A 24,562-nucleotide genomic window follows, 5' to 3' on the forward strand; every position below is an offset into this window, starting at 1 on the left:
CCTAACACCCTAACACCCTAACACCCTAACACCCTAACACCCTAACACCCTAACACCCTAACACCCTAACACCCTAATGAAAAGTATAGATGTTTGCCTCAGTCCTGATCTGATGCATTTATATGATGTACAAGACAAAGCAGTTGTAGTAGTAGATATTTTAAGGGCCACCTCCTGCATGACTACAGCCGTAGCACATGGAGTAAGTAGCATAAAACCAGTAGCTGAGGTAGACACCTGTGAAGCTTTGCGGGAAGAGGGATATCTGATTGCTGCTGAAAGAGGAGGTATCAAAATAGATGGTTTTGACTTTGGTAACTCTCCCTTTGAATATATAAGCAACGAGATCAAAGGCAAAAAAATTGGAGTAACTACCACTAACGGAACACGGGCCATTAGCCTTTCCAAAGGTGCAAAAACATTATTGGTAGGTTCTTTTCTCAACTTATCAAGTGTAGCAAAGTTTTTAAACCAGCAGGAGCATGACATACTGATTGTCTGTGCAGGCTGGAAAGGGCATGTAAATCTGGAAGATACGTTGTATGCTGGTGCATTGGCTGAGCAGCTCACCGCCAAGTTTAGTCGTGCCTGTGACAGCACACTGGCAGCGATTACCCTCTATCATGCAGCTAAAAACGATATGATGTCATTTCTGCAAAACTCATCACATGTACAGAGGCTGAAGAGCCTTAACATTGAAAAAGATATTGCTTTTTGTCTGCAATTAGACCAGTATGATGCGGTAGCAGTATTAGAGGGAGATGAGTTGGTAAAGCTGAAAAAGTAATTTTAACTTTTAAAATAACTCCAGATCAGGTCCGGCTCATAGCCTTTACCCATTAGGTAACGGACAGTCTTGTTTTTACGACTATAGTCATCTTCGCCTTCCAGGGAGCTCCATTTTTTATCTAGTAAGCCGTTAAGCTGCTGCCGGTAATCTTCTTCGGAAATCTCTTTCAGTCCTGTTTGTATGCAATAATTAGAAAGTCCCTTCTGGCGAAGCATCATCTCAATCTTGACGCGCCCCCACTTGTTTTGGCTAAATTTCCCTCTGCAGAAAGCCTGGGCATAACGCTCCTCATTGATGAAGCCATCAGTGATTAATTCAGTGAGCACTTCTTCCACAGCATCGCTATACAGGCCATACTGATAAAGCTTGTCTCTGACCTCCTGCTGAGTGCGCTCCTGATAGGCGCAATATTTGGCAGCTTTGACTTTTGCCTGTTGTCGCAGATTTGTAATTTCCATAGTTATCTTCCTCAGATATTTCCCGTACAATGTATAAACCCCAGCCTTTCCTCTCAGGTTCATACGGTAATTTATGACACAATCAGCACTTAAAAAACCAATCAATAACAAACGTGCACTGGCTGTTTTATTCACTGCCAATGGGGTTTCAGGTTTTGCACAAGGCATTACACTACTCTCTATTCCCTGGTACTTTGCCCAGCGTGATATCTCTACTCAGTTTAACCTCATCTATAGTCTGGTTACCTTTGCTACGGTTTTCTGGGGCCTGTGGGCAGGTACGCTGGTAGATCGCTTTGACAGGAAAAATGTATTTCTGCTCAATAATGCAGTAGAGGGGAGTATCGTTTTGCTGATTGCTTTTTACGGAATTTATCTGGGTACCCTGTCTATCCCGCTAATTGTCACGGTATTTGCAGTGACTATGTTTGGGTTTTATCTGCACTACCCCAATCTGTATGCTTTTGCCCAAGAGATTACTCCGATAGAAGATTATACCAAAGTGACCTCTTACATAGAAATTGTGGGTCAGTCTACCAATGTGCTGGCTGGGGCAATGGCCGCTCTTCTTCTGGAAGGTTTAGACTGGCAGGCCGAGTGGATGTTTTTTAACCATAATTTTGTAATACACCTTCAGATAGAAGCCTGGACGTTGCAGGAAATTTTTCTTCTGGACGGTCTGACTTATCTGATCGCTATCGGGCTGATAGCGCTGATCCGTTACGAACCCCTTGAACAAAGAATAGTAGAAACAGGCTTATTAATGAAGAGGCTGAAGACAGGTTTTGCCTATCTGAAAGAGCATCCGATGATTATGCTGTTTGGCATATGTTCACATAGCATTTTTGTAGTGATGCTGGTCAAGCTTCATGCACTTATGCCTATGTATATTACCAACTATTTGCATGAAGGAGGAGACATCTTCGGAGCTATGGAAGTTTTGTATGCCATAGGGGCTTTGGGTGCTGGTCTTTTTGTAGGTAATTTGTTTAGGGCTTACAGCAAAATTAAAGCAGTGGTCTTTTTGCTAGGATTGGCTACTCTGGCTTTGGCATTAAGCGTAGTGACCCATTCAGTACTTATTTTTCTTTTGATTGGATTTATGATCGGCTTTGCCAATGCCGGGGCAAGAGTACTGCGTTTAAGTTATTTGTTTAAGCATGTACCCAATACCGTAATAGGAAGGGTAAATAGTATTTTTAGTATCATTAATGTTATGATGCGGGTTTTCTTCCTGGCTATTTTTTCTTTGCAATTCTTCGGGCAGGAGGCGAACATTATATATGCTTATGCTATTATGTCTGTGTTTACTGCAGTCTCGGCATTAATATTGGTTATTAACTACAGGAGACTTGCATACGTATAATAATTAAGCATAAGATTTGCCAATAGATACTTTACAAATTCTGAAAATAATCTTACCTTATAAGACAAGGTCTGCCTGTAAGAGGCAAGTTTTCAGTTACTTATAAGCTAAAAAGCGTGAAAATTACATTTTTTCAAACTAATAAGCATTTTAGGCGTTTTTTTTATACATTTAATTTACAAACTTCACTGAGAAGAGGAGAGTAGTATGATTGACATGGTACTAATGGGAGCAGCTTACGTGATCATGGTTTATTTCATGGTTGTACTCATGAAGAAACGTAATTTCCGTTTCAGAGACGACGATGATGATGACGATGATGGAGGAGTTTCTATTACCCCTACCCCCGATCTTGACCTTCCCCCTGGTGTTACCTTACCCGATGATAGTGGTCCCCGCCACCGCAGAAAAGTAGAAGAACCGGAAGAAGTATTTGCCTGATAAAGAAGTGATAGATATCCATTCTTCTTTAAATCATATCTTTATTATTTTTGTCGCATAGATAAGCTAAAGTGCCTTCATAGCAACTTTATTAAGTACAAGTTCGTTTTTTGAAGGTCAGAGGTAGTATAAGCACGTTTTGCACGTTGCTATCTTATTACAGACTTGAATTATGAATCATATTTGACATATGCGACTATTTAAACTTTTCTTCTTCTCTTTTTTCACTCTGATATTTACAACTTCTGTCGTACAGGCGCAGGTATTAAAACCAGCTACCTGGTCGGTGAAGCTTGCTCCGCCACAAGTAGCAGTGGGTGAAGAAGTAGACGTTATTTTTTATGTAGATATTCAGGAAGATTGGTATCTCTACTCCAACGACTTTGACCCTGACCTCGGTCCTTTGGTAACTGAGATCAATTTTGAGTCTAACGAGGCTTACGAATTGGTGGGCGAAACTAAACCTATTGGCGCAAAAGAAAAGTACGATGAGATTTTTGAAGGAGACTATACCTTTTTTACTAAAAAAGCGGAGTTTCGTCAAACCATAAAAGTTACTAGCCCAGATTTATCTAAAATTAGCGGAAGCTACGCTTATCAGGTCTGTAGTGATGTTACGGGGCAATGTATCCCTTTTGATGACGAGTTTAGCGTAGCAATACAGGTCCAAAGTGAAGCACAAGTATCTACTGCTCCCTCAAAAAGCTCTGAGGGTAATAGTGCTAATGAAAATACTAATGTTTCTGAAAACGGGAAAGAAGTAGAAAAAACTGGTGAAAGTCAAAGCGCTGCGGCAGTTACCAAAAGCGAAGAAACAGATAGTACAAAAGCAGAAAACGTTACTCAGGTAAGCCCGAAAGAACAGTCGGATCGCTTAGAAGATGCTGAAGTTGACCAGGAAATTGCTCAACCAGTACCCACTACAGACTTAAATACACGAGAGTCAAACACCCCTTATACCTTGTTGACATTCTTCTTTGTAGCCTTTCTGGCGGGCTTAGCGGCTCTGCTAACCCCCTGTGTATTTCCGATGATTCCTATGACAGTTTCATTTTTCACCAGTGGAGGAAGTCATAAGGGACAGGCAATCAGCAAAGCAATCATTTATGGTTTATCTATCATTGTTATTTATACCCTCATAGGAACGCTGGTGTCAGTTATTTTCGGGCCTACTTTTGCCAACTGGCTAAGTACACACTGGCTACCCAATCTGTTCTTCTTTGCAGTATTTGTCATTTTTGCGTTATCCTTCTTTGGCCTGTTTGAAATTACCCTGCCCAGTTCCTTTGTGAATAATGTAGACCGTCAGGCGGATAAAGGAGGCTATTATGGTATCTTTTTCATGGCATTTACCCTGGTGCTGGTATCTTTCTCCTGCACAGGCCCTATCGTAGGCAGTATATTGGTAGAATCTGCCGGAGGTGAGTTTGTAAAGCCTGTTCTGGGAATGTTGGGCTTTTCGTTGGCATTTGCCATTCCGTTTGCGCTTTTCGCTGCCTTTCCTCAATGGCTCAGTAGCTTACCCAAATCAGGAGGCTGGCTGAATTCTGTCAAGGTAGTACTGGGCTTTCTGGAGTTGGCATTGGCACTTAAATTTCTGAGCATAGCCGATCAGGTGTATCATTGGAACATCCTGGACCGTGAGATCTATCTTGCGCTATGGATTGTGATCTTTACACTTATGGGATTCTATTTACTAGGTAAACTACGGCTTCCTAACGATAGTCCGCTGGAATCAATCAGTGTATCCAGACTCATGCTTTCTATCGCTACCTTTGCTTTTGTAGTATATCTGATTCCCGGAATGTTTGGTGCACCTTTGAAAGCTTTGGCGGGTTATCTGCCCCCTATGCATACCCATGACTTTAACATGCCTTATCTGACTGGTCAGCAAGTAAGTACTTCATCAGGAGTTGTGTTTGCAGAGAATACAAATGAGCAGTGCGAAACTCCTAAATATGCTGATATGCTACATTTCCCTCATGGCATCAAAGGTTATTTTGACTATGAGCAGGCACTGGCTTGTGCTGAGGCACAAAACAAGCCTCTGTTTATTGACTTTACCGGGCATGGCTGTGTGAACTGTCGGGAAATGGAGGCACGCGTATGGTCTGACCCTGAGGTACTAAGAAGGCTTAAAGAAGATTATGTGGTAGTAGCGCTTTATGTGGATGAAAAGACTGAGCTCCCTGAGTCAGAATGGTACACCTCTGAATATGATGGTAAAGTGAAGAAAACCATTGGCAAGCAAAACGCTGATTTTCAGATAACTCGCTTCAATAATAATGCACAACCTTACTATGTACTGCTGAACAATGAGGGAGAACTGCTGAAAGAACCCAAAGCCTATGACCTGAGCGTGCAAAACTTTATAGAGTTCTTAGACGAAGGTAAAGAGCGCTTTGCGGCAGGCAAAACGGTAGATGATCCGGCCCTCGCAAAAAACTAATTTATTGAAGATAGGCTTTAGCTTCTTTTTCCACAGGAACATACTGGGCGGAGGCTAAAGCCTTTTTATAAAAGGAGCGAGCAGCTTCGTATTTTTTTTCTTCGTGAGCAATACGTGCAAGGCCTGCGTAGACATAACTTTTGTAGTTCTCCGCTTCGTCACTTTCCAGACCTTGTGCATATTCAAGGCTTTGAATATAGCTTCTTTCGGCCATATCCCATTGCTGGTCACGTTTTTCCAGCAGCATGCCTTCAAACAGCTTTCCTGTCATTTTGTAGAAATCACGATCACTGGCCAGTAACTGCTTTACGTAAGAGTCAAGATTATTGTATTGCTTGGCAGTAATGGCTGCGTCTAAAAAATTAGTCACAAAAAACAGGTTTTGTGGATACTTCCTGACCAGAATGCGGGCATAATGCAGCGCCTGCTCAGGCTTTTCCTCATACCTCAGATAGATATGCGTCAGGTACTCAGCCGATTCAGGACTCATGAAAATAGACTCCCGGTAGGCTTTTTTTAGCTGTTCCAAACCCAGTTCTTTATCCCCGTCGCGAAAAAAAAGCATAAATGGTTTGTAAACCGGATGCATTTCAGGGTATTTGATCCGGTAGTAGTTGTAGAGTCCACTGGAAAAATAAAATTCCGGATATTTTTCTTTAAGCTCAAAGCCATTTTTGAGGTAAGTATAAGCATCCTGAGCCATGCCCACCGCTTTCAGATGATTGCCCTGATCATTCTCATACATGGCCAGCAAACCGATAGAAGCCATAGCAAAGAAGTTAGCCTCCGGCTGCATCTCGTTTTCGTCTAATATCTCTTCAGAGAGAGACAATACTTTTTCCAGATAGCCTTTCATTTCCTGAAATTCGGGGCTACCAAGGTTCATAGGTGCGTTTGCTGCCCGAATGGTCAAAGCTTTAAGCATAAAATAGGCAGGGTGGTTAGGCAGCTTACGCCCAATTTCTTCATTAAGCGCATTGGCCTCTGCTACCTCAGTATTGTATATATAATCCAGGCTTTTCTCTATTGAAGCCAGAATTTCTTTGTTCTCTGTAATACTGATCTGAGCCACAGCTTGATTTCCCAAAAGTGTCAGCATCACTAAAATTCTAAAAAGATTATTCATACCTCTGCAATCGTTACAAAACACTCACTATGTAACGAAATAACTTCTGGCAGGTTAAAGTTTACTCAGGTGTTTATATTTTTGGGAAGGCATGGAAAATTTACGATTTGTCACCGAAGAAAATCCCGAGCGCTATCCTCTACTTGCGGAGACCTATCTTTATAACAGCAAAGCATACCTTAAGCTAAAAGTAGACCGCTTGGGAAGGCCGCTTAGCTTTTACGCATTAAAAGGTGAATTAGCAGTAGCCAGAACCCATTTTTTTATCAGGATAAACGAAGCTGGAGAGAAAGAAGCTAATAGCTCACCCGAAAGCCCTTTTGGTTCTTTGGAGTACAGCAATGAATTGAGTGAGGAGATTTTGAGGGATTTTATTAGCTACATCAAAACAGCCTTGTTGTGTTTTGACGTAAAGCAAATTATTATGAAAGATTGCATAAGTAAATACCGTAAAAATAGCCCGACTATTTTGCATCCGATTTTTCTAGATATGGGTTTTCAAAAGCAATCTTCAATGATGAATCACCATATAGAGGTTGATGAAGGAAGTTTGGAGCAGCAAATGCACAAGATGGAGCGTAAGCGTCTGAGAAAAGCCCGTAGGTTAGGCCTGAATTTTAGGGAAGAACCGCTTTCTTCCATAGATCATTATTATCATTTTCTGCAAGAATGTAGGCAAGAAAAAGGGTGGAGTTTGACATTATCTTATGCCGAGACTTTGGCGAGCGTTCAGGCGATGCCTGAGCGTTACCGTATCTTTGTTGCTTATCATGAAGATAAATGTGTAGCGGCTTCATTATCGGTAGTGGTAAAAAAAGGTATTCTTTATGACTTTTATCACGATTCAAAAGCAGCCTATAAAACATGGAGTCCGGTAGTGTTTTTGGTGGATGGAATGTACCAGTACTGTCAGAAAAATAAATTTGACTTATTAGATTTAGGCACGTCCACCACTCAAAGCTTGCAACAGTTTAAGCAACATCTTGGCGGAGTAACTTCTCAAAAATATACCTATTTGCTCAGATTATGAGTCAGCCGCTCGTCTCTATCATATGTCTGTGCTATAATCATCAGGATTATGTGGCTGAAACATTGGCTTCGGTTTGGAAGCAGGATTATGGTAACATAGAAGTTTTCATTGTGGATGATAGAAGCTCAGATGGCAGTGTGGATACGATTCAGAATTTTCTTACCACCAACCCCTGCCCCTATTCCTGCAAAACGCTTTTTCTGGAGAAGAATATTGGTAATTGTGCTGCCTTCAATCGTGCCTGGCGCATGGCTAGAGGGAAGTATGTCATTGATCTCGCTACAGATGATGTCATTTTACCGAATCGTGTAAGTGCTCAGGTTGATTATTTTGAGCAACTTCCAGAAGAATATGGCGTGTTATTTACCGAATCTCAGTACATAGACGCTGATGGAAAGCCTTTAGAACATCATTTTGGACAACAATACAAACATATTCGGCCCATCCCTACCGGGGATGTTTATCAAGAAGTAGTAGCCCGATATTTCATTTCCTCTCCTACCATGATGTATAAAAACGAAGTGCTACATGATCTTAATGGCTATGATGAAGCACTCGCTTATGAGGATTTTGATTTTTGGGTAAGGTCCGCCAGAAAATACAAATATGCTTACCTGAAAGAATGTACTACTTTGGTGCGTAGGCTGGAAAATTCTATGTCTCGTAAATTATATGAACGGAATGATCGCCAGCTTTTTTCAACTTATTTAGTTTGCAAAAAAGTTTACGAGCTCAATGAAACAAAAGAAGAAAATAATGCACTTGTTCGAAGACTGAATTATGAGCTAAGGCATACTTTACTAACGAATAATTATTCCGAAGCAAATCAATTTTTAGCATTGCTCAAGGAAATTAAAGGAAATCTTTTGCGGTATAAGTTCATTGGTTTATTAATATATGTGAAACCAAATCTTTGTTTTCTTAGAAAGAGGATTTGGTTATACAGTGGAAAAATAGCAGTAATTAATATATTTAACTAATCAGAAAATTTAGAGTAGAACTCATTTGATTTTAAAACAGTCCGGAGCTTAAGGATTATTTATTAAGTCAAGTGGCGATGCTTTAGATGATTTTTTAATATATAATTTTATGGAATTTTTTCAGAATGTCACTCAACAGCTTTGGTTGCTTTTGGATGTATTTATTGCGTGTTTACTAGCAGGAGCAATTGGGTACGAACGAGAAGTACACGATAAACCAGCAGGTTTCAGAACGCATATGATTGTAGGAGGGGCATCTGCCCTGCTGGTAGGGCTTGCCGGAGTCTCTATTCAGCAATACCGGCCTGAATTCAATGATGTACTAGATGTAGATCCTATCCGGATTATTCAGGCCATTATTATTGGAATTAGTTTTATTGGAGCAGGTACGATTCTGAAAAGCCGCGATGAGAAAGATGTATCTTTTCTGACCACCTCAGCTACTATACTCTTTTCCTCAGGACTGGGAATATGTGTGGCTTTACATCAGTATATCTTGGCAGTGGGGGTAACTTTGCTTGTGGTTCTGATCAATAATGTTTTTCGTGTATTTAAGCCCAAGGATAATAAAGTAGACAAAAATACCCGACAGTAATCTGTCGGGTATTGTACATAAGGAATGCCAAAGTGTTTTGCTTTTAAGAGAGTTCTATCTGCTCTCCTACTTTGTTATGAAAACGATAGTCTACCAGTCCTAAAGAAGAGTCTTTCTCCAATTTGACCCATCGTTTGTATTTAAAAAACCATTTTACTCTGCGGGAGATAATCCCTTTGGTAAAATAAGCGTGAAGGAAAGGATGAAGGGCAATAGTCAGTTGTGGCTCGTTTTGTTTGAGTAATATGTAATCCAAATTCTTTTCAATTTGATCCGATACCAATAGTGTAGGTGCTACTTTTCCTGTCCCCCCACAAGTCGGACAAATTTCTTTGGTGATAATATTAAGCTCAGGTCTTACCCTCTGTCGGGTAATTTGCATCAATCCAAACTTTGTCAGTGGAAGGACGGTATTTTTGGCACGATCCACCTTCATTTCCTCTTTCATCTTATCAAAGACAGCCTTCTTGTTTTCCTGCTTACGCATGTCAATGAAGTCAATGACGATAATTCCGCCCATATCCCGTAGCCTCAACTGCCTGGCTATTTCTGAAACAGCTTGCAAATTGACGTTTAAGGCAGTGGTCTCCTGGTCTTTCTCAGAGTTGGATTTATTACCACTATTGACATCAATTACATGGAGGGCTTCGGTATGCTCTATGATCAGATAACCTCCTCCGGGTATACTTACTGACTGCCCAAACAATGACTTGAGCTGCTTCTCAATACCGAAGTTTTCAAAGAGCTTGGTTTTGCCATTGTAGTGTTTAACAATTTTTTCCTTAGCAGGAGCGATTGTCTTTATATATGCCTTTACTTCTTCATAAATCTCCTGATCATCAGTGACAATGCTGTCAAATGATTCATTCAGCATATCTCTGAGCAGAGAAGAAGCACGACTCATCTCTCCGATGATCTTGTCGCGAGGCTTGGCAGTTTTTAATTTTTTGACGCCTTCTGCCCAAACATTGACCAAATTACGCAGATCTCTGTCTAGTTCTGCTACTTCTTTACCCTCAGCTACGGTTCTTATAATGATACCGAAGCCTTCAGGTTTGATAGAAGATATCAGACGCATGAGCCTTTTTCTTTCATTTTTATTGGTGATCTTCTTTGAGATATTGACCACATTAGAAAAAGGTACGAGGATAAGATATCTTCCGGCGATAGACAACTCGCAGGATAGTCGAGGGCCCTTAGTTGAGATAGGTTCCTTTACAATCTGTACAAGCACTGCTTGATTTTTGTTAAGAACCTGGTTGATTTTGCCTAATTTATTAATGTCAGGCTCATTTTTAATTTTGCCTAACAGATGCGTATTATATTTATTGTTAAAGGTGTTCTTGGTGAATTTATTTAATGTCTTTATCTGAGGTCCTAAATCCAGGTAATGCAGGAATGCGTCCTTCTCGTAACCTACGTCTATGAAAGCTGCATTCAAACCGGGCACTACCTTTCTTACTGCCCCAAGGTATATGTCACCAACAGTAAACTTATTAGCATCAACCTCGTGGTGAAATTCCACCAGGCTTCTCTCTTTCAAAAGGGCTATACGACATCCATCTTGAGTTGAATTGATGATTAATTCATTACTCAACGGATTTTCGTTTAATGGTTATAAAATAAATGCAAAAAGCTACCATGCATAGGGTAGCAAATTTGAATTGTACAAGCTAATAATAAGTACAAATAGCCTATCCATGAAAAATAAATATTAGACGTGGATAGGCTAATTGATAACATTCTTATTATTTCTTTTTATGTCTGTTTTTTCTAAGGCGTTTCTTCCGCTTGTGAGTAGCGATTTTATGTCTTTTTCTTTTCTTACCGCAAGGCATAATAATAATATTTTAAATGAAACAAATATTTTAAAATTCACATGTGTGATCAAGCACATGCTTTATACAATTATGTTATAACTGGTTTAAATATTCATCAACACTTGCCTGCACAGAAGGATCATCATCCATTTCTTTTACACGCAAAAATTGAGCTTTCGCCTTATCCTCCTGACCCGCTTCAAAATAACTTACGCCCAGTAAAAACTGCGCCTGGAGGTTATCCGGATCAATCGTTGTGAGTTTTTCAAACCTGTCTATGGCTTTATCATACTGCTGAGACTGCATAGACAAAAGTCCCAGATTATAAATAGCTAAATCATTATTTTCATCCTCTTCCAACACTTCTCGGAGCATCTGTATTCCTTGCATGGGGCTGGAGGATGAAACATAAGTCATTGCCATTTTAGCCTTTGCATCCAGATCTGAAGGATCTTGCGCCCTTACCTTTTCATAAAAGTAACGCGCTTTTTCACCCATACGTGCTGTCTTTTCAGCATCCATAGCATAGGTAAATGCCTCATAATAAAGATCTGCTGCTTTGCGAAGATGAGGTAAAGTTGTTTCCACACTCGCCAGTTCTTCCGCATAGAAAGCAGCGCTATCATACTGATTAGCAGCTACAAAGCCATCTATCAATGAATTCGCGAAATTAGTAAAATTTTCTGAATTTTTACTATCCTTATAAGCTTCTCTTAGCTTGGTGAGTTCAGTTTGCACTTCTTCCGGTACTTCGTCAGCATGCTCGGTACCTTCATTCTGTACATTAGCCTCCGTTTGGGTAGAGGCATTACTCATATTCTCACTTTCATTATCAACCACCACCTTAGGTAGTAGAAATAAAAGTAATACTGCGGCTATTGCCACTATGCTCAGTATTACCTGTTTTTTCAACATGTCCTTAAATCAAATCGGAAAATTACGCTAGGAGAACGATAAGAGAAGAGCGAAAGTTTAGTTTGCTTCTATTTCTTTAAGTTTTTTGCTGTTTTTTACCTTTTCCTGAAAAACTTTGGAAGGCTTAAAACTAGGAACGTAGTGTTCATCAATGATTATTGCTGTATTTTTGGAGATGTTTCTGCCAACTTTACGGGCTCTTTTTTTATTGACAAAACTCCCGAATCCTCTGATATAGATATTTTCACCGCCAGACATGGAGTTCTTGACCACGCTAAAAAAAGCTTCAACGGTAGTGTAAACATCTGCCTTATCGATACCTGTTTTGTCAGCAATTTGCTGAACTACTTCTGCTTTTGTCACGTTCCTAAAAGATTTAAATGGATGAATGGAATTACAAACAAAATTTTTTCAAGCCGTAAAGTTAATGCTTCTACCTAAATTAGAAAATAAAAGAAATAAAATCTGATTACATGCCTGTAAATCTGTTACTTATGAATTATAAAAGCATAATTTATTAAGATTGGAAGCTAACAATTTCTCCAAACAAATTATCCATTGGTACAGACAGCATAAGCGTGATCTCCCCTGGCGAGATACACAAGACCCTTACCTGATATGGCTCTCTGAAATTATTTTGCAGCAAACCCGCGTTAAACAAGGCTTACCTTACTTTTACCGATTTGTAGAAGCCTTCCCCACCATACATGACTTGGCTGAGGCTCAGGAGCAGGAAGTGCTACGCCTTTGGCAAGGGCTAGGTTATTACTCCCGAGCTAGAAATTTGCATAGTTGCGCAAAGACTATAGTGAGAGACTATCAAGCTAAATTCCCGCAGACTTATAAAGAACTGATAAAATTGAAAGGTATAGGGGCATATACAGCTGCCGCTATTGCTTCCTTTGCTTTCAATGAAGAAGTAGCGGTAGTAGATGGTAATGTGTTTCGGGTATTATCCAGAGTATTTGGCGTAAAAGAGGATATTTTATCGTCTAAAGGGCAGAAAAAATTTCAACAACTGGCCAATACCCTGGTGCCTGATGGCTTGGCAGGTGAGTATAATCAGTCTATTATGGAATTTGGAGCGCTACAGTGCACGCCTAGGAGCCCGGCTTGTTTGCTTTGTCCGGTAACTTCTTTTTGCTACGCCTATCAAAACAATGCACAGCAAAGCCTGCCGGTGAAGATAAAAAAGGTAAAAGTAAAAAAACGCCACTTTTCTTACATAGTTTTACAGCGCGGCAATCATTTATTTATGAAAGAACGTAGTGCTAAGGATATCTGGCGAGGGTTGTATGACTTCTACCTGATAGAAAGTAAGCAGGATATTGATGATGTAAGCGCCATAGATGATCCACTGGTGACAGAAGTGATGGCTACTGCCAGCCCTACTGTAGAAATGTCTGGTTTGTATAAACACCAACTGACACATCAGCAGTTGCAGGTGCGATTTTTTACTTTCAGTGTAGAGGAACAGAGGTTGGCAGATTCTTTGTTGACCCAGAGAGGACTGAGTGCATATAACATCGAGGAGGTAAAGGGTTTGCCTAAACCTATTTTAATTGATAAGTATTTGAGTGAAGTAATATTTTAGTTAAATTGTAGTAAACATACTTTTTAAATAATCGACCGAATGGCTGGAGTAAATAAAGTGATTTTATTGGGAAATTTGGGGGCAGACCCTGAAGTGAGACATCTGGAAAGTGGTTCTGTAGTAGCAAATATTAGCATTGCTACTTCGGAAGTTTATACAAAGAATGGGCAACGGATGGAGCAAACCGAATGGCATAAAGTAGAGCTATGGGATAGACTGGCTGAACTTTGTGAAAAATATCTTTCAAAAGGAAATACTGTTTATATAGAAGGGAAGATAAGAACAAATACCTACCAGGATAAGGAAGGTGTGACTCGTTACGATAAGCGTATTAGAGCTACTAACATGACATTTGTAGGGGGCAAAAATGAAGATACTGATACTATGGACAATAGTAATTATTCACAAGGTGGAATGTCTTCGCAGTCTTCGGCTCCTACTCAGAAGAGAGAAGAGGCAGTACCTCAGCATAACGATCAAGATACCGACGATCTGCCTTTTTAGTGTTTAATCAAAAAATATCACTTTGGAAGTATCTTTAGACGATCCGTACCCGGAACTTTATTTATTTATTCTGACGGACGTATTTTCTTCTTTTGGTTTGTTCTATACCATAGTAGCCATCGTTATTGTCTTATTGTTGTTTTGTTCAGCAATGATATCCGGGTCTGAGGTGGCTTTTTTCTCCCTTACTGCAGATGAAGTGAGTGATTGCAGAAACAATAATAAGGGTGCTGACCAGCATATTGTAAGCTTACTAGACAAGCCAAAGCATCTCCTGGCCACCATTCTGATCCTAAATAATCTGGTTAACGTAGCCATTGTGACCCTCTCTACCTATGCTACCTGGCAGTATTTTGGCAAAACTACTGAGGGACTGGTAGTAGTAGCTTTAACAGCGATTATTACGGTAGCTATCCTGTTTTTTGGTGAAATTCTTCCGAAACAATATGCTATACATCACTCATTAGCTTTTGCCAAAAGAACAGGTGCAGTGCTAAACTTTGCGAGTAAACTTTTTAAGCCCTTTTCTAATTTGCTTATGTCATTGAGTAGCATAGTCGAGAAGCGACTTGAGAAAAAAGGCTATAATGTATCTGTAGATGAGTTGAACCAGGCCCTGGAAATTACTACCAGCAACGAAATGACTACGGCAGAGGAAAAAGGTATACTCAAGGGTATTGTCAATTTCGGTACCCTTTCCGTAAAACAGGTCATGCGCTCTCGCCTGGATATCACGGCGATAGATATTGAGATGGACTTCCATGATCTTATGGACAAGATCAACAAGTGTGGTTATTCCCGTATCCCTATTTACCGGGAAACTATAGACAACATTGAAGGTGTGCTGTATGTAAAAGACCTGCTACCCTACTTGGAGCATGAAGAAAGTTTTGAATGGCAAAAGTTGCTACACAAAGGTTTTTTTGTACCCGAAAGCAAAAAAATTGACATGCTGCTCAAAGAGTTTCAGGATAAGCGAGTACATATGGCAATTGTAGTAGATGAGTATGGAGGTACTTCCGGACTGATTACCCTGGAAGATATCATTGAAGAAATTGTTGGGGAAATCAACGATGAATTTGACGATAACGATGTACACTACAATAAGCTGGACGATAATACTTATGTATTTGAAGGGCGTACTTCTCTTAACGATTTCTGTAAAATAGTAGATGAAGATAGTGTGTTGTTTGATAGCGTAAAAGGTGAAAGTGAATCGCTGGGAGGCTTATTATTAGAAATTCATTCTAAATTACCCCGGGCAGGGGAAAAAATTTATTATGATAATTATGTATTTACAGTGGTAGCTGTGGATAATAAGCGGATAAAGAGAATCAGAGTATTTAAAAAACTAACCACCGCACAAAAAAATAGTGTGGATACTTCTGTAAACCGGCAGTGACTTACTAGGTTGATAAGTCCATTACTTATCTAAGGAAGCAGGTTGAATGCAGACTTTAATTTTTTTCTATGGAATTGTATTACCGGAGTATGGGCGAAGGACAGCCCGTGATCATTTTGCACGGAGTTTTTGGTACATCGGATAACCTCCAGACTTTTGGAAAGCAGCTTGCCGATCAATATCAAGTTTTTCTGGTAGATCAAAGAAATCATGGGGCTTCTCCTCACAGTGATGAGTTTAATTATGAAGTGATGGCAGAAGATCTGCACGAATTCATAAAAGAACATAAGCTAGAAAAACCGGTTATACTGGGACACTCTATGGGTGGTAAAGTGGCCATGTTTTTTGCCACTAAACATTCAGAATTGTTAGATAAGCTGGTTGTAGTTGATATCTCGCCCCGAGCTTACCCAGTGCATCATCAGCAAATACTTCAGGCTTTAAGTGCCGTTAAAATAGATGAGATAAGCAGTAGAAAGGAAGCTGAGGAACAAATGAAGCCTTATATCGCTGATTTTGGAGTTCGCCAGTTTTTGCTCAAAAATCTCAAAAGAAGCGATGATAACAAAAGCTTCGCCTGGAAACTTAATCTGTCAGTAATTAAGGAAAATATAGAGCGAATAGGAGAAGGCATAGAAGAAGGCAAGTTTAAAGTAGATAAACCTGCGTTATTTGTGAGGGGGGCAAAGAGTGATTATATCAAAAAGGAAGATGAGAAGCTAATCAAGAGTATTTTTCCCTTGGCTAAAATCATAACTATAGAAAATGCCGGCCACTGGATACATGCTGAGCAGCCGGAGGAGCTTTTAAAAGAAGTGAGCGAGTTTTTGGAGACCTAGCCAAATTTTTTAATCAGATAAAAAATCAGAGAAACAATTACACTGAGAAGTATACTGGTAGCCAAAGGAAAGTAAAAAGTAAAGTTTTCACGCTTGATGATAATGTCACCCGGAAGCTTTCCAATAGAAGGAAAACGATCAGAGAAATAGAGTATAGCCCCCAATACTACAATGATTAGTCCGAAGATTATCAGAAGTTTCCCCATTTGCCTGTAATTACCCTGCATAATAATGAATAAAAATAATTTGACGGCAGCAACGCATAAAGTTGGGAAAATTTATTTGCTCCCTACAGTCATTGCTGAGGATACCATAGAGCAGGTATTGCCAGCTTCAGTTAAAGCAACTGCCAATAAACTAAACTATTTTTTAGTAGAGAACGTGCGTACTGCTCGCAGGTTTTTGAGTGCTTTAGGTGTAGAGCAGCCAATCAGTAGTTTACATTTTGAGGTACTGAACAAGCGTACTCCCGAAGAAGTACTGAGTAAGCTTTTTGAACCTGTAATGCAGGGCCAAGACATAGGAATTTTATCGGAGTCAGGCTGCCCGGGCGTGGCTGATCCTGGTTCAATAGCAGTAAATTATGCTCATAAGCATAATATTCAGGTGATTCCTTTGGTTGGTCCATCATCTTTTTTACTGGCACTGATGGCATCAGGTTTTAATGGACAATCTTTCGTATTTCATGGATATTTGCCCATTGATAAACAGGAACGTACAAAAGCAATCAGGCAAATCGAGAAGCAGGCACAGGAACAGCAGCAGACACAGATGTTTATGGAAACCCCCTATCGGAATAATCAGTTGCTGGAAGCCTTATTGAGAACCTGTAGGAAATCTACCAAACTTTGCATCGCAAAGGGGGTTACAAGTGCTGATGAATATATCAAAACTATGAGCATACAGGAGTGGAAAAAGCACAAACCGGATTTGCACAAAATCCCTACAGTTTTTCTAGTGCACATTTAAAACCATAATAATGCTCTATAAGGTTTTAGATTAAAGGTAAATGAATAAATTTGCAAAAGTTGTATTAAAATAAATTTAAAATTTTTATGTCGTATCTATTTACTTCAGAATCAGTTTCTGAAGGCCATCCCGATAAAGTTGCCGACCAAATCTCTGATGCTATCCTGGATGCTATGTTATCTCAGGATCCTAACTCTCGGGTGGCCTGTGAAACCTTTGTGACCACAGGTTTAGTAGTAGTAGGGGGAGAAGTTACCACAAATGCTTATGTAGAGATTCCCGATGTGGTAAGGGAGACTATTCGCAAAATCGGATACAACAAAGATAACTATATGTTTGAGTCAAACTCCTGTGGAGTGATGGTGACTTTACACAGTCAATCACCCGACATCGCGATGGGAGTGGATGAAGGAGATGACAAAGAGCAAGGTGCTGGTGACCAAGGCATGATGTTTGGCTATGCTAGTAAAGAAACACCTGAATATATGCCAATGGCGTTGGCTTACTCCCACCGTTTGGTGCACGAGTTAGCCCGTATCAGAAAAGAAGAACCTGAACTCATTCCCTACCTGAGACCCGATGCCAAAGCGCAGGTAACCATTGAATATACAGATGATAAAACGCCTATCAGAGTACATACTGTAGTAGTCTCTACCCAGCACGATGAGTTTGTTCTCCCTGAAAATGATAGCAAACAGGCTAAAGCTGCTGCCCAGGAGAAAATGCTTTCCCGTATCCGCGAGGATGTTATCCAACACGTGGTGAAAAAGGTAATTCCTGCCAAAATGCTACAAGACACTATTTTTCACATCAACCCTACTGGTAATTTTGTAATAGGAGGTCCTCATGGTGATGCGGGCCTTACCGGAAGAAAAATCATCGTAGACACTTATGGAGGCCGCGGTGCACATGGTGGAGGAGCTTTTTCAGGAAAAGATTCCAGTAAAGTAGACCGCAGCGCAGCCTATGCCGCTCGCCATATCGCAAAGAACCTGGTAGCTGCCGGTGTAGCTGATGAAGTTTTGGTACAGGTTGCCTATGCGATTGGTGTAGCCGAACCAGTATCACTTACAGTAGATACTTACGGAAAGGCAAATGTAAATATGAGTGATGCAGAGATTGCTAAGACTACTCGCACATTATTTGATATGCGCCCTAAAGCTATTGTAGAACGCTTAGGGCTTAAAAACCCTATTTTCTCGAGCACTGCTGCCTACGGACATATGGGAAGAGAAGCTTATAAAGACTATGTAGATGTTGAATACATGGAAGTAAAAGAAAATGGCAATGTGAAAGAAACCTACATCAAGAAAGAAAAGAAGGAAGTAGATTTCTTTGGATGGGAAAAACTTGACTACGTCGATAAGGTCAAAAGTGCATTTGGTTTGTCCTGATAAGTTCTCCTATTCTATTATATTAAAGAAAAAAAAGATTCAGCATGCTGAATCTTTTTTTTCTTTAATATAATTATGATCTCTTAATGAGAAGAGAGTTTGTCTTTATGCTTCAACAGTTGCTTCTTTAACGCACCCACTGCTTTATCAGTCGCTGCTTCAAATGAACTTTCCTGCTCTTTTACAAAAAGCTGGTTACCAGGAATGTTTAATTTTATTTCTACAATTTTATTATCAGTAGCCTCTCCGTTTTCTAATTTTAGAAAGACTTCACCATCAATGATCCTATCAAAGTAAGTCTCAAGCTTGTTGGCTTTCTTCTGAATAAAATCAATGAGCTTCTGGTCTGCGTCAAAATGGACGGAATGGGTTTGTAATTTCATAGGTTAAAAATTTAAAAAAACTAACTATGCTTTTGGATGTGCTTGGTCAAATACTGACTTCAGCTTTTCCATAGAATTGTGTGTATAAACCTGGGTGGCTGCCAATGAGGCATGACCCAACAAATCTTTAATAGCGTTCAAATCTGCCCCATTATCAAGTAAATGAGTAGCAAATGTGTGTCGCATTACATGGGGACTTCGCTTATCAGCATGTGCGTATTGATCAAGATATTTCCTCACAGTACGATACACCATCATAGGGTAACAAGGGTCACCGCTATTGGTTACCAATAAATAATGATTAAAAGCTTCGCTCTCTTTAAAATATGCTTTTTTCGCTATTTGATAATCGGATATCAACTTTGATAAGCTTTTATGACAAGGTATAATCCTTTCTTTTTGGCGTTTACCTTCCACCTTAATAGTGCTTTTCTCTGCTGAAATATTAGAGGTTTGCAAATTAATCATTTCAGACAATCGGACGCCGGTTCCATAAAGTATTTCTAGCATTAAGCGATCTCTTATGCCTGGAAAATCATGGGCGAAATCATGGTCATCCAAAAGAGTAAAAATCTCTTTCACCTGAACAAAATGAGGCAAAGGGTTATTTGCTTTTAATGCTTTTACCTTATGTGTTGGGTTGAGTCTGATATGACGCCGATGCTGTAGAAATTTGTAGAAAGACCTAAGGGTACTTACCTTCCGATTAATAGAACGAGCCTTGTTTTTCTTATTAGATAAGTCTACAATCCACGCTCTTATATCAAGGTGATTTGCTTGTACTATTGAGGTTCCCGGAGAATGATGCTTCAAGAAATTATTAAATTGCAGCAGATCATTACTGTAGGAACTAATAGTATGAGAACTCATTCGTTTCTCATAGGTGAGAAACTTAATGAAGGATTCAATCATAAAAAGCAAGTATAGTGATTAATGAACTATCACTATAATAAAGAAAAGATTAAAAAATTAGGCAATAAAAGCCTATATATTTTCTTGAGATCTCATTTTTTGTCTGTAAGCAGCTTTGAGTCTTTCGTTTCTCTTTTGAACAGAAGGTTTCTCATAATGAGTCCTTGAACGTACTTCTTTCAAAGTTCCTGTTTTCTCAAATTTTTTCTTGAAGCGTTTTAGCGCTTTTTCTATAGACTCGTTTTCTTTAACGTTTACTGTAATCATAAACAAATATTTTTATTTTTTCCGAATAAAGACCGCAAAAATACGGATTGATTTCTTTCGATCAAACGAAAGTTATAAAATTTATGTACACCTCGTAAATGGCGACATTTTTGTAACGCCTCTAAGACTGTTGTAGTTCTATTTCATTTTCATTTTTCTAAACAGTATTTTGCCAAAATCAAAATAAAATAAAAGTAATATTAATTTTGTGGTATTATTTCTTATTAAAATTTATTTTTGCACGAAAATTAATCCACTTTAAATTCTCATAATATGAAGATAGCAGTAGTTGGTACTGGCTATGTCGGCTTAGTTACAGGAACATGTTTTGCTGAAACAGGAAACACTGTAAGCTGCGTAGATATTGATGAAAAGAAAGTAGCCAAACTAAAGAATGGCGAAGTTCCCATCTACGAGCCTGGTTTGGAAGTGCTCTTTGAGAGAAACGTCCATCAGGGTAGGTTGCATTTCACTACTGATTTGAAGGAAGGTATAGAAGGCGCTAAAATAATATTCTTAGCTTTGCCGACCCCTCCGGGTGAGGATGGTTCAGCTGACTTAAAGTATGTGCTTAAAGTAGCAGAAGACCTGGGGTCTATTTTACAAGAATATGCAGTGATTGTAGATAAGAGTACCGTACCGGTAGGAACAGCCGAAAAAGTACGGGCCAAGATAGCTGAAAATGCTAAAGTAGAATTTGATGTAGTTTCCAATCCTGAATTTTTGAGAGAAGGTGTTGCAGTTGATGATTTTATGAAGCCAGACCGTGTTGTGATTGGCACAAAATCTAAAAAGGCTCAGGAGATCATGGAAAAATTATATACTCCTTTGGTCAGACAAGGCAATCCCATTATTTTTATGGATGAGGCTTCAGCAGAGCTTACAAAGTATGCTGCAAATTCGTTTCTGGCTACCAAGATCACTTTTATGAATGAGATCGCAAACCTTTGCGAAAAGCTGGGCGCTGATGTAGATATGGTAAGAAAAGGTATTGGTACAGATACCAGGATAGGAAGACGCTTTCTGTTTGCAGGAATAGGCTATGGGGGAAGTTGCTTTCCTAAGGATGTACAGGCACTGGCCAAGTCATCCAATGAGGCAGCATATGATTTTAAGATTTTGAATGCTGTAATGGATATCAATCAGGGACAAAAAACCCGACTGATAGAAAAAGCCAACAAACACTTCAATGGTGACCTGAAGGGCAAGACGTTTGCTATGTGGGGACTCTCATTTAAGCCCTATACCGATGATATTAGAGAAGCTCCGGCATTATATAATATTGACGCGTTGCTGGCTGCAGGGGCTAAGGTGAAAGCATACGATCCTGAAGGTATGAAAAATGTGCGTTCAGTAGTGGGAGATAAAATCGAGTATTGTGTGGATGAATATCATGCAGCTGAAGATGTAGATGGAATTTTTATCATGACAGAATGGCCTATCTTCAGGACGCCAGATTTTGAAAAGTTAGCATCTATCACAAAGGGTAAAGTGATTTTTGATGGAAGAAACCTTTATGATCCCGAAGCGATGGCTGAACTTGGATATTCATATTATAGTATAGGAAGAAAAGATATAAATGGCTAAACAAAGAATACTCATTACAGGAGGAGCCGGTTTTCTAGGCTCCCATCTTTGCGATCGCTTTCTTAAGGAAGGTTATTACGTGATTGCAATGGACAACTTAATAACCGGTAACCTCAAGAATATTGAACATCTGATGCACCGGGAGGACTTTGAGTTTTTCCATTGTGATATATCTAATTATGTGCATGTTCCCGGGCATCTGGATTATATTTTGCACTTCGCGTCACCTGCCAGCCCCATAGATTACCTTAAAATGCCTATTCAGACCTTAAAAGTAGGCTCACTGGGTACACATAATTGTCTGGGATTAGCAAGGGCGAAGAAAGCCAGAATCCTGGTGGCCTCTACTTCAGAAGTCTACGGAGACCCCACTGTACATCCTCAGAAGGAAGAGTACTGGGGAAATGTAAACCCTATCGGCCCTCGCGGTGTGTATGATGAGGCTAAGCGTTTTCAAGAGGCGATTACTATGGCTTATCACACTTACCATAAGCTGGAAACCAGAATTATCAGGATTTTTAATACCTATGGGCCCAGAATGCGACTAAATGATGGGCGGGCACTTCCTGCATTCCTAGGTCAGGCACTGAGAGGTGAAGATCTGACAGTATTTGGTGATGGTTCTCAGACCCGTTCTTTTTGCTATGTAGATGATTTGGTAGAAGGTATTTATCGCTTATTGTTGAGTGATTACCCATATCCGGTAAATATTGGTAACCCTGACGAAATCTCCATCAAAGATTTTGCAGAGGAAATTATTAAACTTACTGGCACCAACCAGAAGATCATATACAAACCCCTTCCCCAGGATGATCCTATGCAGCGTCAGCCGGACATTACCAAGGCCAAAGAAATTTTGGGGTGGGAGCCTAAAGTATCTCGCTCCGAAGGCTTGAAGATTACCTATGATTTCTATGCAAATAAAACTGAAAGCTAATGCCTGAAATTACTAGGAAGGTAATAGTTACGGGCGGTGCTGGCTATATCGGCTCTCATACAGTGGTAGAGCTTTCACATGCTGGCTATGAACCAATTATTGTAGATAATTTTGTCAATGCAGAGAAGTCGGCACTTAATGGTATAGAGAGTATCCTGAGAACCAAAGTAAAATTCTACGAAGGAGACTGTGGAGATAAGGAGTTTATGAAAAATATCATAGCTCAGGAAAAAGGCGTTTCAGGAATTATACATTTTGCGGCCTACAAGGCAGTGGGAGAATCAGTAAACCAGCCTCTAAAGTATTATCGAAATAATCTGGATAGCTTACTTACTCTGATGGAATTAATGAATGAGTATCACATACCTCATATTGTTTTTTCCTCATCGTGTACAGTTTATGGCCAGCCAGACACACTGCCAGTAACAGAGGAAAGTCCTAAAAAGCCCGCCGAGTCTCCTTATGGAAATACTAAGCAGATTTGTGAAGAAATTTTGGAAGATACAGTAAATAGTGGAATGCCAATTAAAGTAGTTGCCCTGAGGTATTTCAATCCTATAGGGGCGCACCCTTCTGCGGAAATTGGTGAACTTCCCTTGGGTGTTCCTAATAACTTAGTGCCTTTTGTTACCCAAACTGCAGCCGGAATCAGGGAAAAGCTTACAGTTTTCGGGAACAACTACGATACACACGACGGAACTTGTCTTAGAGATTATATCCACGTAGTGGATCTGGCTAAAGCCCATGTGAGTGCTTTGCAATATTTAGGAGAAAAGGAAGCAGAAAATACCTATGATGTATTTAACATAGGGACTGGTGAGGGTAGTACAGTACTTGATGTAATTAACACCTTTGAAGAGGTAAACAATACCAAGCTTAATTATACCATTGGAGACAGAAGAGCAGGTGATGTGGAAAAAGTGTATGCAGACGTAACGCTCGCAAATACTGCCCTCAAATGGAAGGCTGAACTAACATTAGCTGACGCTCTTAAGGATGCCTGGAGATGGCAGCTAAGTTTGAAAAAAAACTAGAGCAATTGTCTTAGGTAAAGCTGTATTGTGTTTTCTAATCCATAATAGAGGGCGTCGCAAATCAGGGCGTGGCCGATTGATACCTCATCTAAATAGGGAATTCTTTCTTTTAGATATTTAAGGTTGTCTAGATCTAGGTCATGTCCTGCATTGATTTCCAAACCAAGTGATCGGGCTTTATCTGCTGTTGCAACGTAAGGAGCTACCGCTTCTTCCTTATCTTTGTGATAATTACGGGCGTAGCTCTCTGTATACAATTCTATCCGGTCACACCCAACGGCAGCGGCTCCTTCGGCCATAACAGGGTCAGGATCAACAAAAATTGAAGTACGTACCCCAAAGCTCTTAAGCTCACGGATTACTTCTATCAAAAAATCCTTTTGTTTGTAGGTATCCCAGCCGGCATTTGAAGTGAGCACTTCAGGGGGGTCAGGTACAAGTGTAGCTTGTGCAGGTCGTACTTCTGCAATAATATTCATATACCGCTCATCAGGATAGCCTTCAATATTAAATTCTGTACTTATTGCTTCTTTGAGCGCAAAAACATCACTCCTGCGAATGTGCCGTTCATCAGGTCGGGGATGTACAGTAATGCCCTGGGCACCGAAACGCTCTGCATCCAGCGCTACTTGAACAACATCCGGATTGTTACCTCCTCGGGAATTTCTAAGCGTGGCAATCTTGTTGATATTAACACTAAGCTTCGTCATTGCAGCTGATTTATGTAAATTGCCTCAATTTAAAAAAATATTGTCAATACAAATTATTTA

At 39.9% G+C, this 24,562-nt stretch carries 26 protein-coding genes; 16 read left to right on the forward strand and 10 right to left on the reverse strand.

The genetic code is table 11. The features are described from left to right. Positions 1 to 76: 76 nt before the first annotated feature. Positions 77 to 787, forward strand: coding sequence for a 2-phosphosulfolactate phosphatase (locus WJR50_RS08635; protein WP_341292855.1), 711 nt, complete (start codon positions 77 to 79; stop codon positions 785 to 787). Positions 788 to 789: 2 nt separating this feature from the next. Here the strand turns inward: WJR50_RS08635 and WJR50_RS08640 are convergent, their stop codons facing one another. Further along, positions 790 to 1,248, reverse strand: a complete 459-nt coding sequence (locus WJR50_RS08640; protein ID WP_341292856.1) for a regulatory protein RecX — start codon at positions 1,246 to 1,248, stop codon at positions 790 to 792. A gap of 73 nt (positions 1,249 to 1,321) precedes the next feature. On the opposite strand from WJR50_RS08640, the gene WJR50_RS08645 reads away from it, so the two are divergent. From WJR50_RS08645 to WJR50_RS08655, 3 genes are all read left to right on the forward strand, one after another. Then, the gene (locus WJR50_RS08645; protein ID WP_341292857.1) at positions 1,322 to 2,614 is read left to right on the forward strand and encodes an MFS transporter; all 1,293 of its coding nucleotides are present in this window, start codon (positions 1,322 to 1,324) and stop codon (positions 2,612 to 2,614) included. 207 nt (positions 2,615 to 2,821) lie between these two features. Then, positions 2,822 to 3,055: a hypothetical protein gene (locus tag WJR50_RS08650; RefSeq protein ID WP_341292858.1), complete on the forward strand. Its 234-nt coding sequence runs from the start codon at positions 2,822 to 2,824 to the stop codon at positions 3,053 to 3,055. A gap of 190 nt (positions 3,056 to 3,245) precedes the next feature. Then, positions 3,246 to 5,504, forward strand: a complete 2,259-nt coding sequence (locus WJR50_RS08655; protein WP_341292859.1) for a protein-disulfide reductase DsbD family protein — start codon at positions 3,246 to 3,248, stop codon at positions 5,502 to 5,504. Position 5,505: 1 nt separating this feature from the next. Here WJR50_RS08655 and WJR50_RS08660 read toward each other — a convergent pair whose 3' ends face one another. Then, the gene (locus tag WJR50_RS08660) at positions 5,506 to 6,630 is read right to left on the reverse strand and encodes a tetratricopeptide repeat protein (RefSeq protein WP_341292860.1); all 1,125 of its coding nucleotides are present in this window, start codon (positions 6,628 to 6,630) and stop codon (positions 5,506 to 5,508) included. A 91-nt stretch (positions 6,631 to 6,721) separates the two neighbouring features. Between WJR50_RS08660 and WJR50_RS08665 the strand changes: the two genes are divergently transcribed. The 3 genes from WJR50_RS08665 (at position 6,722) to WJR50_RS08675 (ending at position 9,235) form a co-directional block, all read left to right on the forward strand. Further along, entirely contained in the window at positions 6,722 to 7,660 is a 939-nt protein-coding gene (locus WJR50_RS08665) for a GNAT family N-acetyltransferase (protein ID WP_341292861.1), read from the forward strand. Further along, entirely contained in the window at positions 7,657 to 8,640 is a 984-nt protein-coding gene (locus WJR50_RS08670; protein WP_341292862.1) for a glycosyltransferase family 2 protein, read from the forward strand. Before WJR50_RS08665 ends, WJR50_RS08670 begins: the two co-directional genes overlap by 4 nt. A 109-nt stretch (positions 8,641 to 8,749) precedes the next feature. Continuing rightward, positions 8,750 to 9,235 carry an MgtC/SapB family protein gene (locus WJR50_RS08675; RefSeq protein ID WP_341292863.1) on the forward strand — a complete coding sequence of 162 codons (486 nt, stop codon included), beginning with the start codon at positions 8,750 to 8,752 and terminating at the stop codon, positions 9,233 to 9,235. Positions 9,236 to 9,278: 43 nt separating this feature from the next. Here WJR50_RS08675 and WJR50_RS08680 read toward each other — a convergent pair whose 3' ends face one another. The 3 genes from WJR50_RS08680 to WJR50_RS08690 all read right to left on the reverse strand — a co-directional run bounded on the left by WJR50_RS08680 (position 9,279) and on the right by WJR50_RS08690 (position 12,333). Then, a complete protein-coding gene (locus tag WJR50_RS08680; RefSeq protein ID WP_341292864.1) occupies positions 9,279 to 10,832 on the reverse strand; it encodes an Rne/Rng family ribonuclease in 1,554 nt (517 codons plus the stop codon). Positions 10,833 to 11,148: 316 nt separating this feature from the next. Beyond that, positions 11,149 to 11,970 carry a tetratricopeptide repeat protein gene (locus WJR50_RS08685; RefSeq protein ID WP_341292865.1) on the reverse strand — a complete coding sequence of 274 codons (822 nt, stop codon included), beginning with the start codon at positions 11,968 to 11,970 and terminating at the stop codon, positions 11,149 to 11,151. A 57-nt stretch (positions 11,971 to 12,027) separates the two neighbouring features. Next, entirely contained in the window at positions 12,028 to 12,333 is a 306-nt protein-coding gene (locus WJR50_RS08690) for an HU family DNA-binding protein (protein WP_277486932.1), read from the reverse strand. 160 nt (positions 12,334 to 12,493) lie between these two features. Between WJR50_RS08690 and mutY the strand changes: the two genes are divergently transcribed. From mutY to WJR50_RS08710, 4 genes are all read left to right on the forward strand, one after another. Beyond that, positions 12,494 to 13,564 (forward strand): A/G-specific adenine glycosylase, encoded by a 1,071-nt coding sequence (gene mutY, locus WJR50_RS08695; protein WP_341292866.1) that lies wholly within the window; start codon positions 12,494 to 12,496, stop codon positions 13,562 to 13,564. A gap of 39 nt (positions 13,565 to 13,603) precedes the next feature. Continuing rightward, a complete protein-coding gene (locus WJR50_RS08700) occupies positions 13,604 to 14,068 on the forward strand; it encodes a single-stranded DNA-binding protein (protein ID WP_341292867.1) in 465 nt (154 codons plus the stop codon). 22 nt (positions 14,069 to 14,090) lie between these two features. Beyond that, complete coding sequence (gene gldE, locus WJR50_RS08705; RefSeq protein WP_341292868.1) at positions 14,091 to 15,470, forward strand: gliding motility-associated protein GldE; 1,380 nt, start codon at positions 14,091 to 14,093, stop codon at positions 15,468 to 15,470. Between the two features lie 68 nt (positions 15,471 to 15,538). Next, entirely contained in the window at positions 15,539 to 16,309 is a 771-nt protein-coding gene (locus tag WJR50_RS08710; protein ID WP_341292869.1) for an alpha/beta fold hydrolase, read from the forward strand. On the opposite strand, the gene WJR50_RS08715 is transcribed toward WJR50_RS08710, so the two are convergent. Next, positions 16,306 to 16,515 (reverse strand): DUF2905 domain-containing protein, encoded by a 210-nt coding sequence (locus WJR50_RS08715; protein WP_341292870.1) that lies wholly within the window; start codon positions 16,513 to 16,515, stop codon positions 16,306 to 16,308. The genes WJR50_RS08710 and WJR50_RS08715 overlap by 4 nt on opposite strands. A 25-nt stretch (positions 16,516 to 16,540) precedes the next feature. On the opposite strand from WJR50_RS08715, the gene WJR50_RS08720 reads away from it, so the two are divergent. Both WJR50_RS08720 and metK read left to right on the forward strand, forming a co-directional pair. After that, entirely contained in the window at positions 16,541 to 17,278 is a 738-nt protein-coding gene (locus WJR50_RS08720; protein WP_341292871.1) for an SAM-dependent methyltransferase, read from the forward strand. An 86-nt stretch (positions 17,279 to 17,364) separates the two neighbouring features. Then, positions 17,365 to 18,672, forward strand: coding sequence for a methionine adenosyltransferase (gene metK, locus WJR50_RS08725; protein ID WP_341292872.1), 1,308 nt, complete (start codon positions 17,365 to 17,367; stop codon positions 18,670 to 18,672). A gap of 83 nt (positions 18,673 to 18,755) precedes the next feature. On the opposite strand, the gene hpf is transcribed toward metK, so the two are convergent. The 3 genes from hpf to rpsU form a co-directional block, all read right to left on the reverse strand. Further along, positions 18,756 to 19,055 (reverse strand): ribosome hibernation-promoting factor, HPF/YfiA family, encoded by a 300-nt coding sequence (gene hpf / locus WJR50_RS08730; protein ID WP_341292873.1) that lies wholly within the window; start codon positions 19,053 to 19,055, stop codon positions 18,756 to 18,758. Positions 19,056 to 19,079: 24 nt separating this feature from the next. Continuing rightward, complete coding sequence (locus tag WJR50_RS08735; RefSeq protein WP_341292874.1) at positions 19,080 to 19,967, reverse strand: tyrosine-type recombinase/integrase; 888 nt, start codon at positions 19,965 to 19,967, stop codon at positions 19,080 to 19,082. A gap of 72 nt (positions 19,968 to 20,039) precedes the next feature. Further along, a complete protein-coding gene (rpsU, locus tag WJR50_RS08740) occupies positions 20,040 to 20,234 on the reverse strand; it encodes a 30S ribosomal protein S21 (RefSeq protein WP_277486954.1) in 195 nt (64 codons plus the stop codon). A 273-nt stretch (positions 20,235 to 20,507) separates the two neighbouring features. Here rpsU and WJR50_RS08745 point away from each other — a divergent pair, with 273 nt between their 5' ends. Genes WJR50_RS08745 through galE form a run of 3 tightly spaced genes read left to right on the forward strand, consistent with a single transcriptional unit; the run spans position 20,508 to position 23,792 of the window. Beyond that, positions 20,508 to 21,821, forward strand: a complete 1,314-nt coding sequence (locus WJR50_RS08745; protein ID WP_341292875.1) for a UDP-glucose dehydrogenase family protein — start codon at positions 20,508 to 20,510, stop codon at positions 21,819 to 21,821. Continuing rightward, entirely contained in the window at positions 21,814 to 22,758 is a 945-nt protein-coding gene (locus WJR50_RS08750; RefSeq protein WP_341292876.1) for a UDP-glucuronic acid decarboxylase family protein, read from the forward strand. Before WJR50_RS08745 ends, WJR50_RS08750 begins: the two co-directional genes overlap by 8 nt. Continuing rightward, complete coding sequence (gene galE, locus WJR50_RS08755; protein ID WP_341292877.1) at positions 22,758 to 23,792, forward strand: UDP-glucose 4-epimerase GalE; 1,035 nt, start codon at positions 22,758 to 22,760, stop codon at positions 23,790 to 23,792. Before WJR50_RS08750 ends, galE begins: the two co-directional genes overlap by 1 nt. Here galE and WJR50_RS08760 read toward each other — a convergent pair. After that, positions 23,789 to 24,502 (reverse strand): pyridoxine 5'-phosphate synthase, encoded by a 714-nt coding sequence (locus WJR50_RS08760; RefSeq protein WP_341292878.1) that lies wholly within the window; start codon positions 24,500 to 24,502, stop codon positions 23,789 to 23,791. The genes galE and WJR50_RS08760 overlap by 4 nt on opposite strands. Positions 24,503 to 24,562 lie beyond the last annotated feature (60 nt).

Origin of the sequence: Catalinimonas locisalis (assembly GCF_038039535.1) — a bacterium.
GTDB lineage: Bacteria > Bacteroidota > Bacteroidia > Cytophagales > Cyclobacteriaceae > Catalinimonas.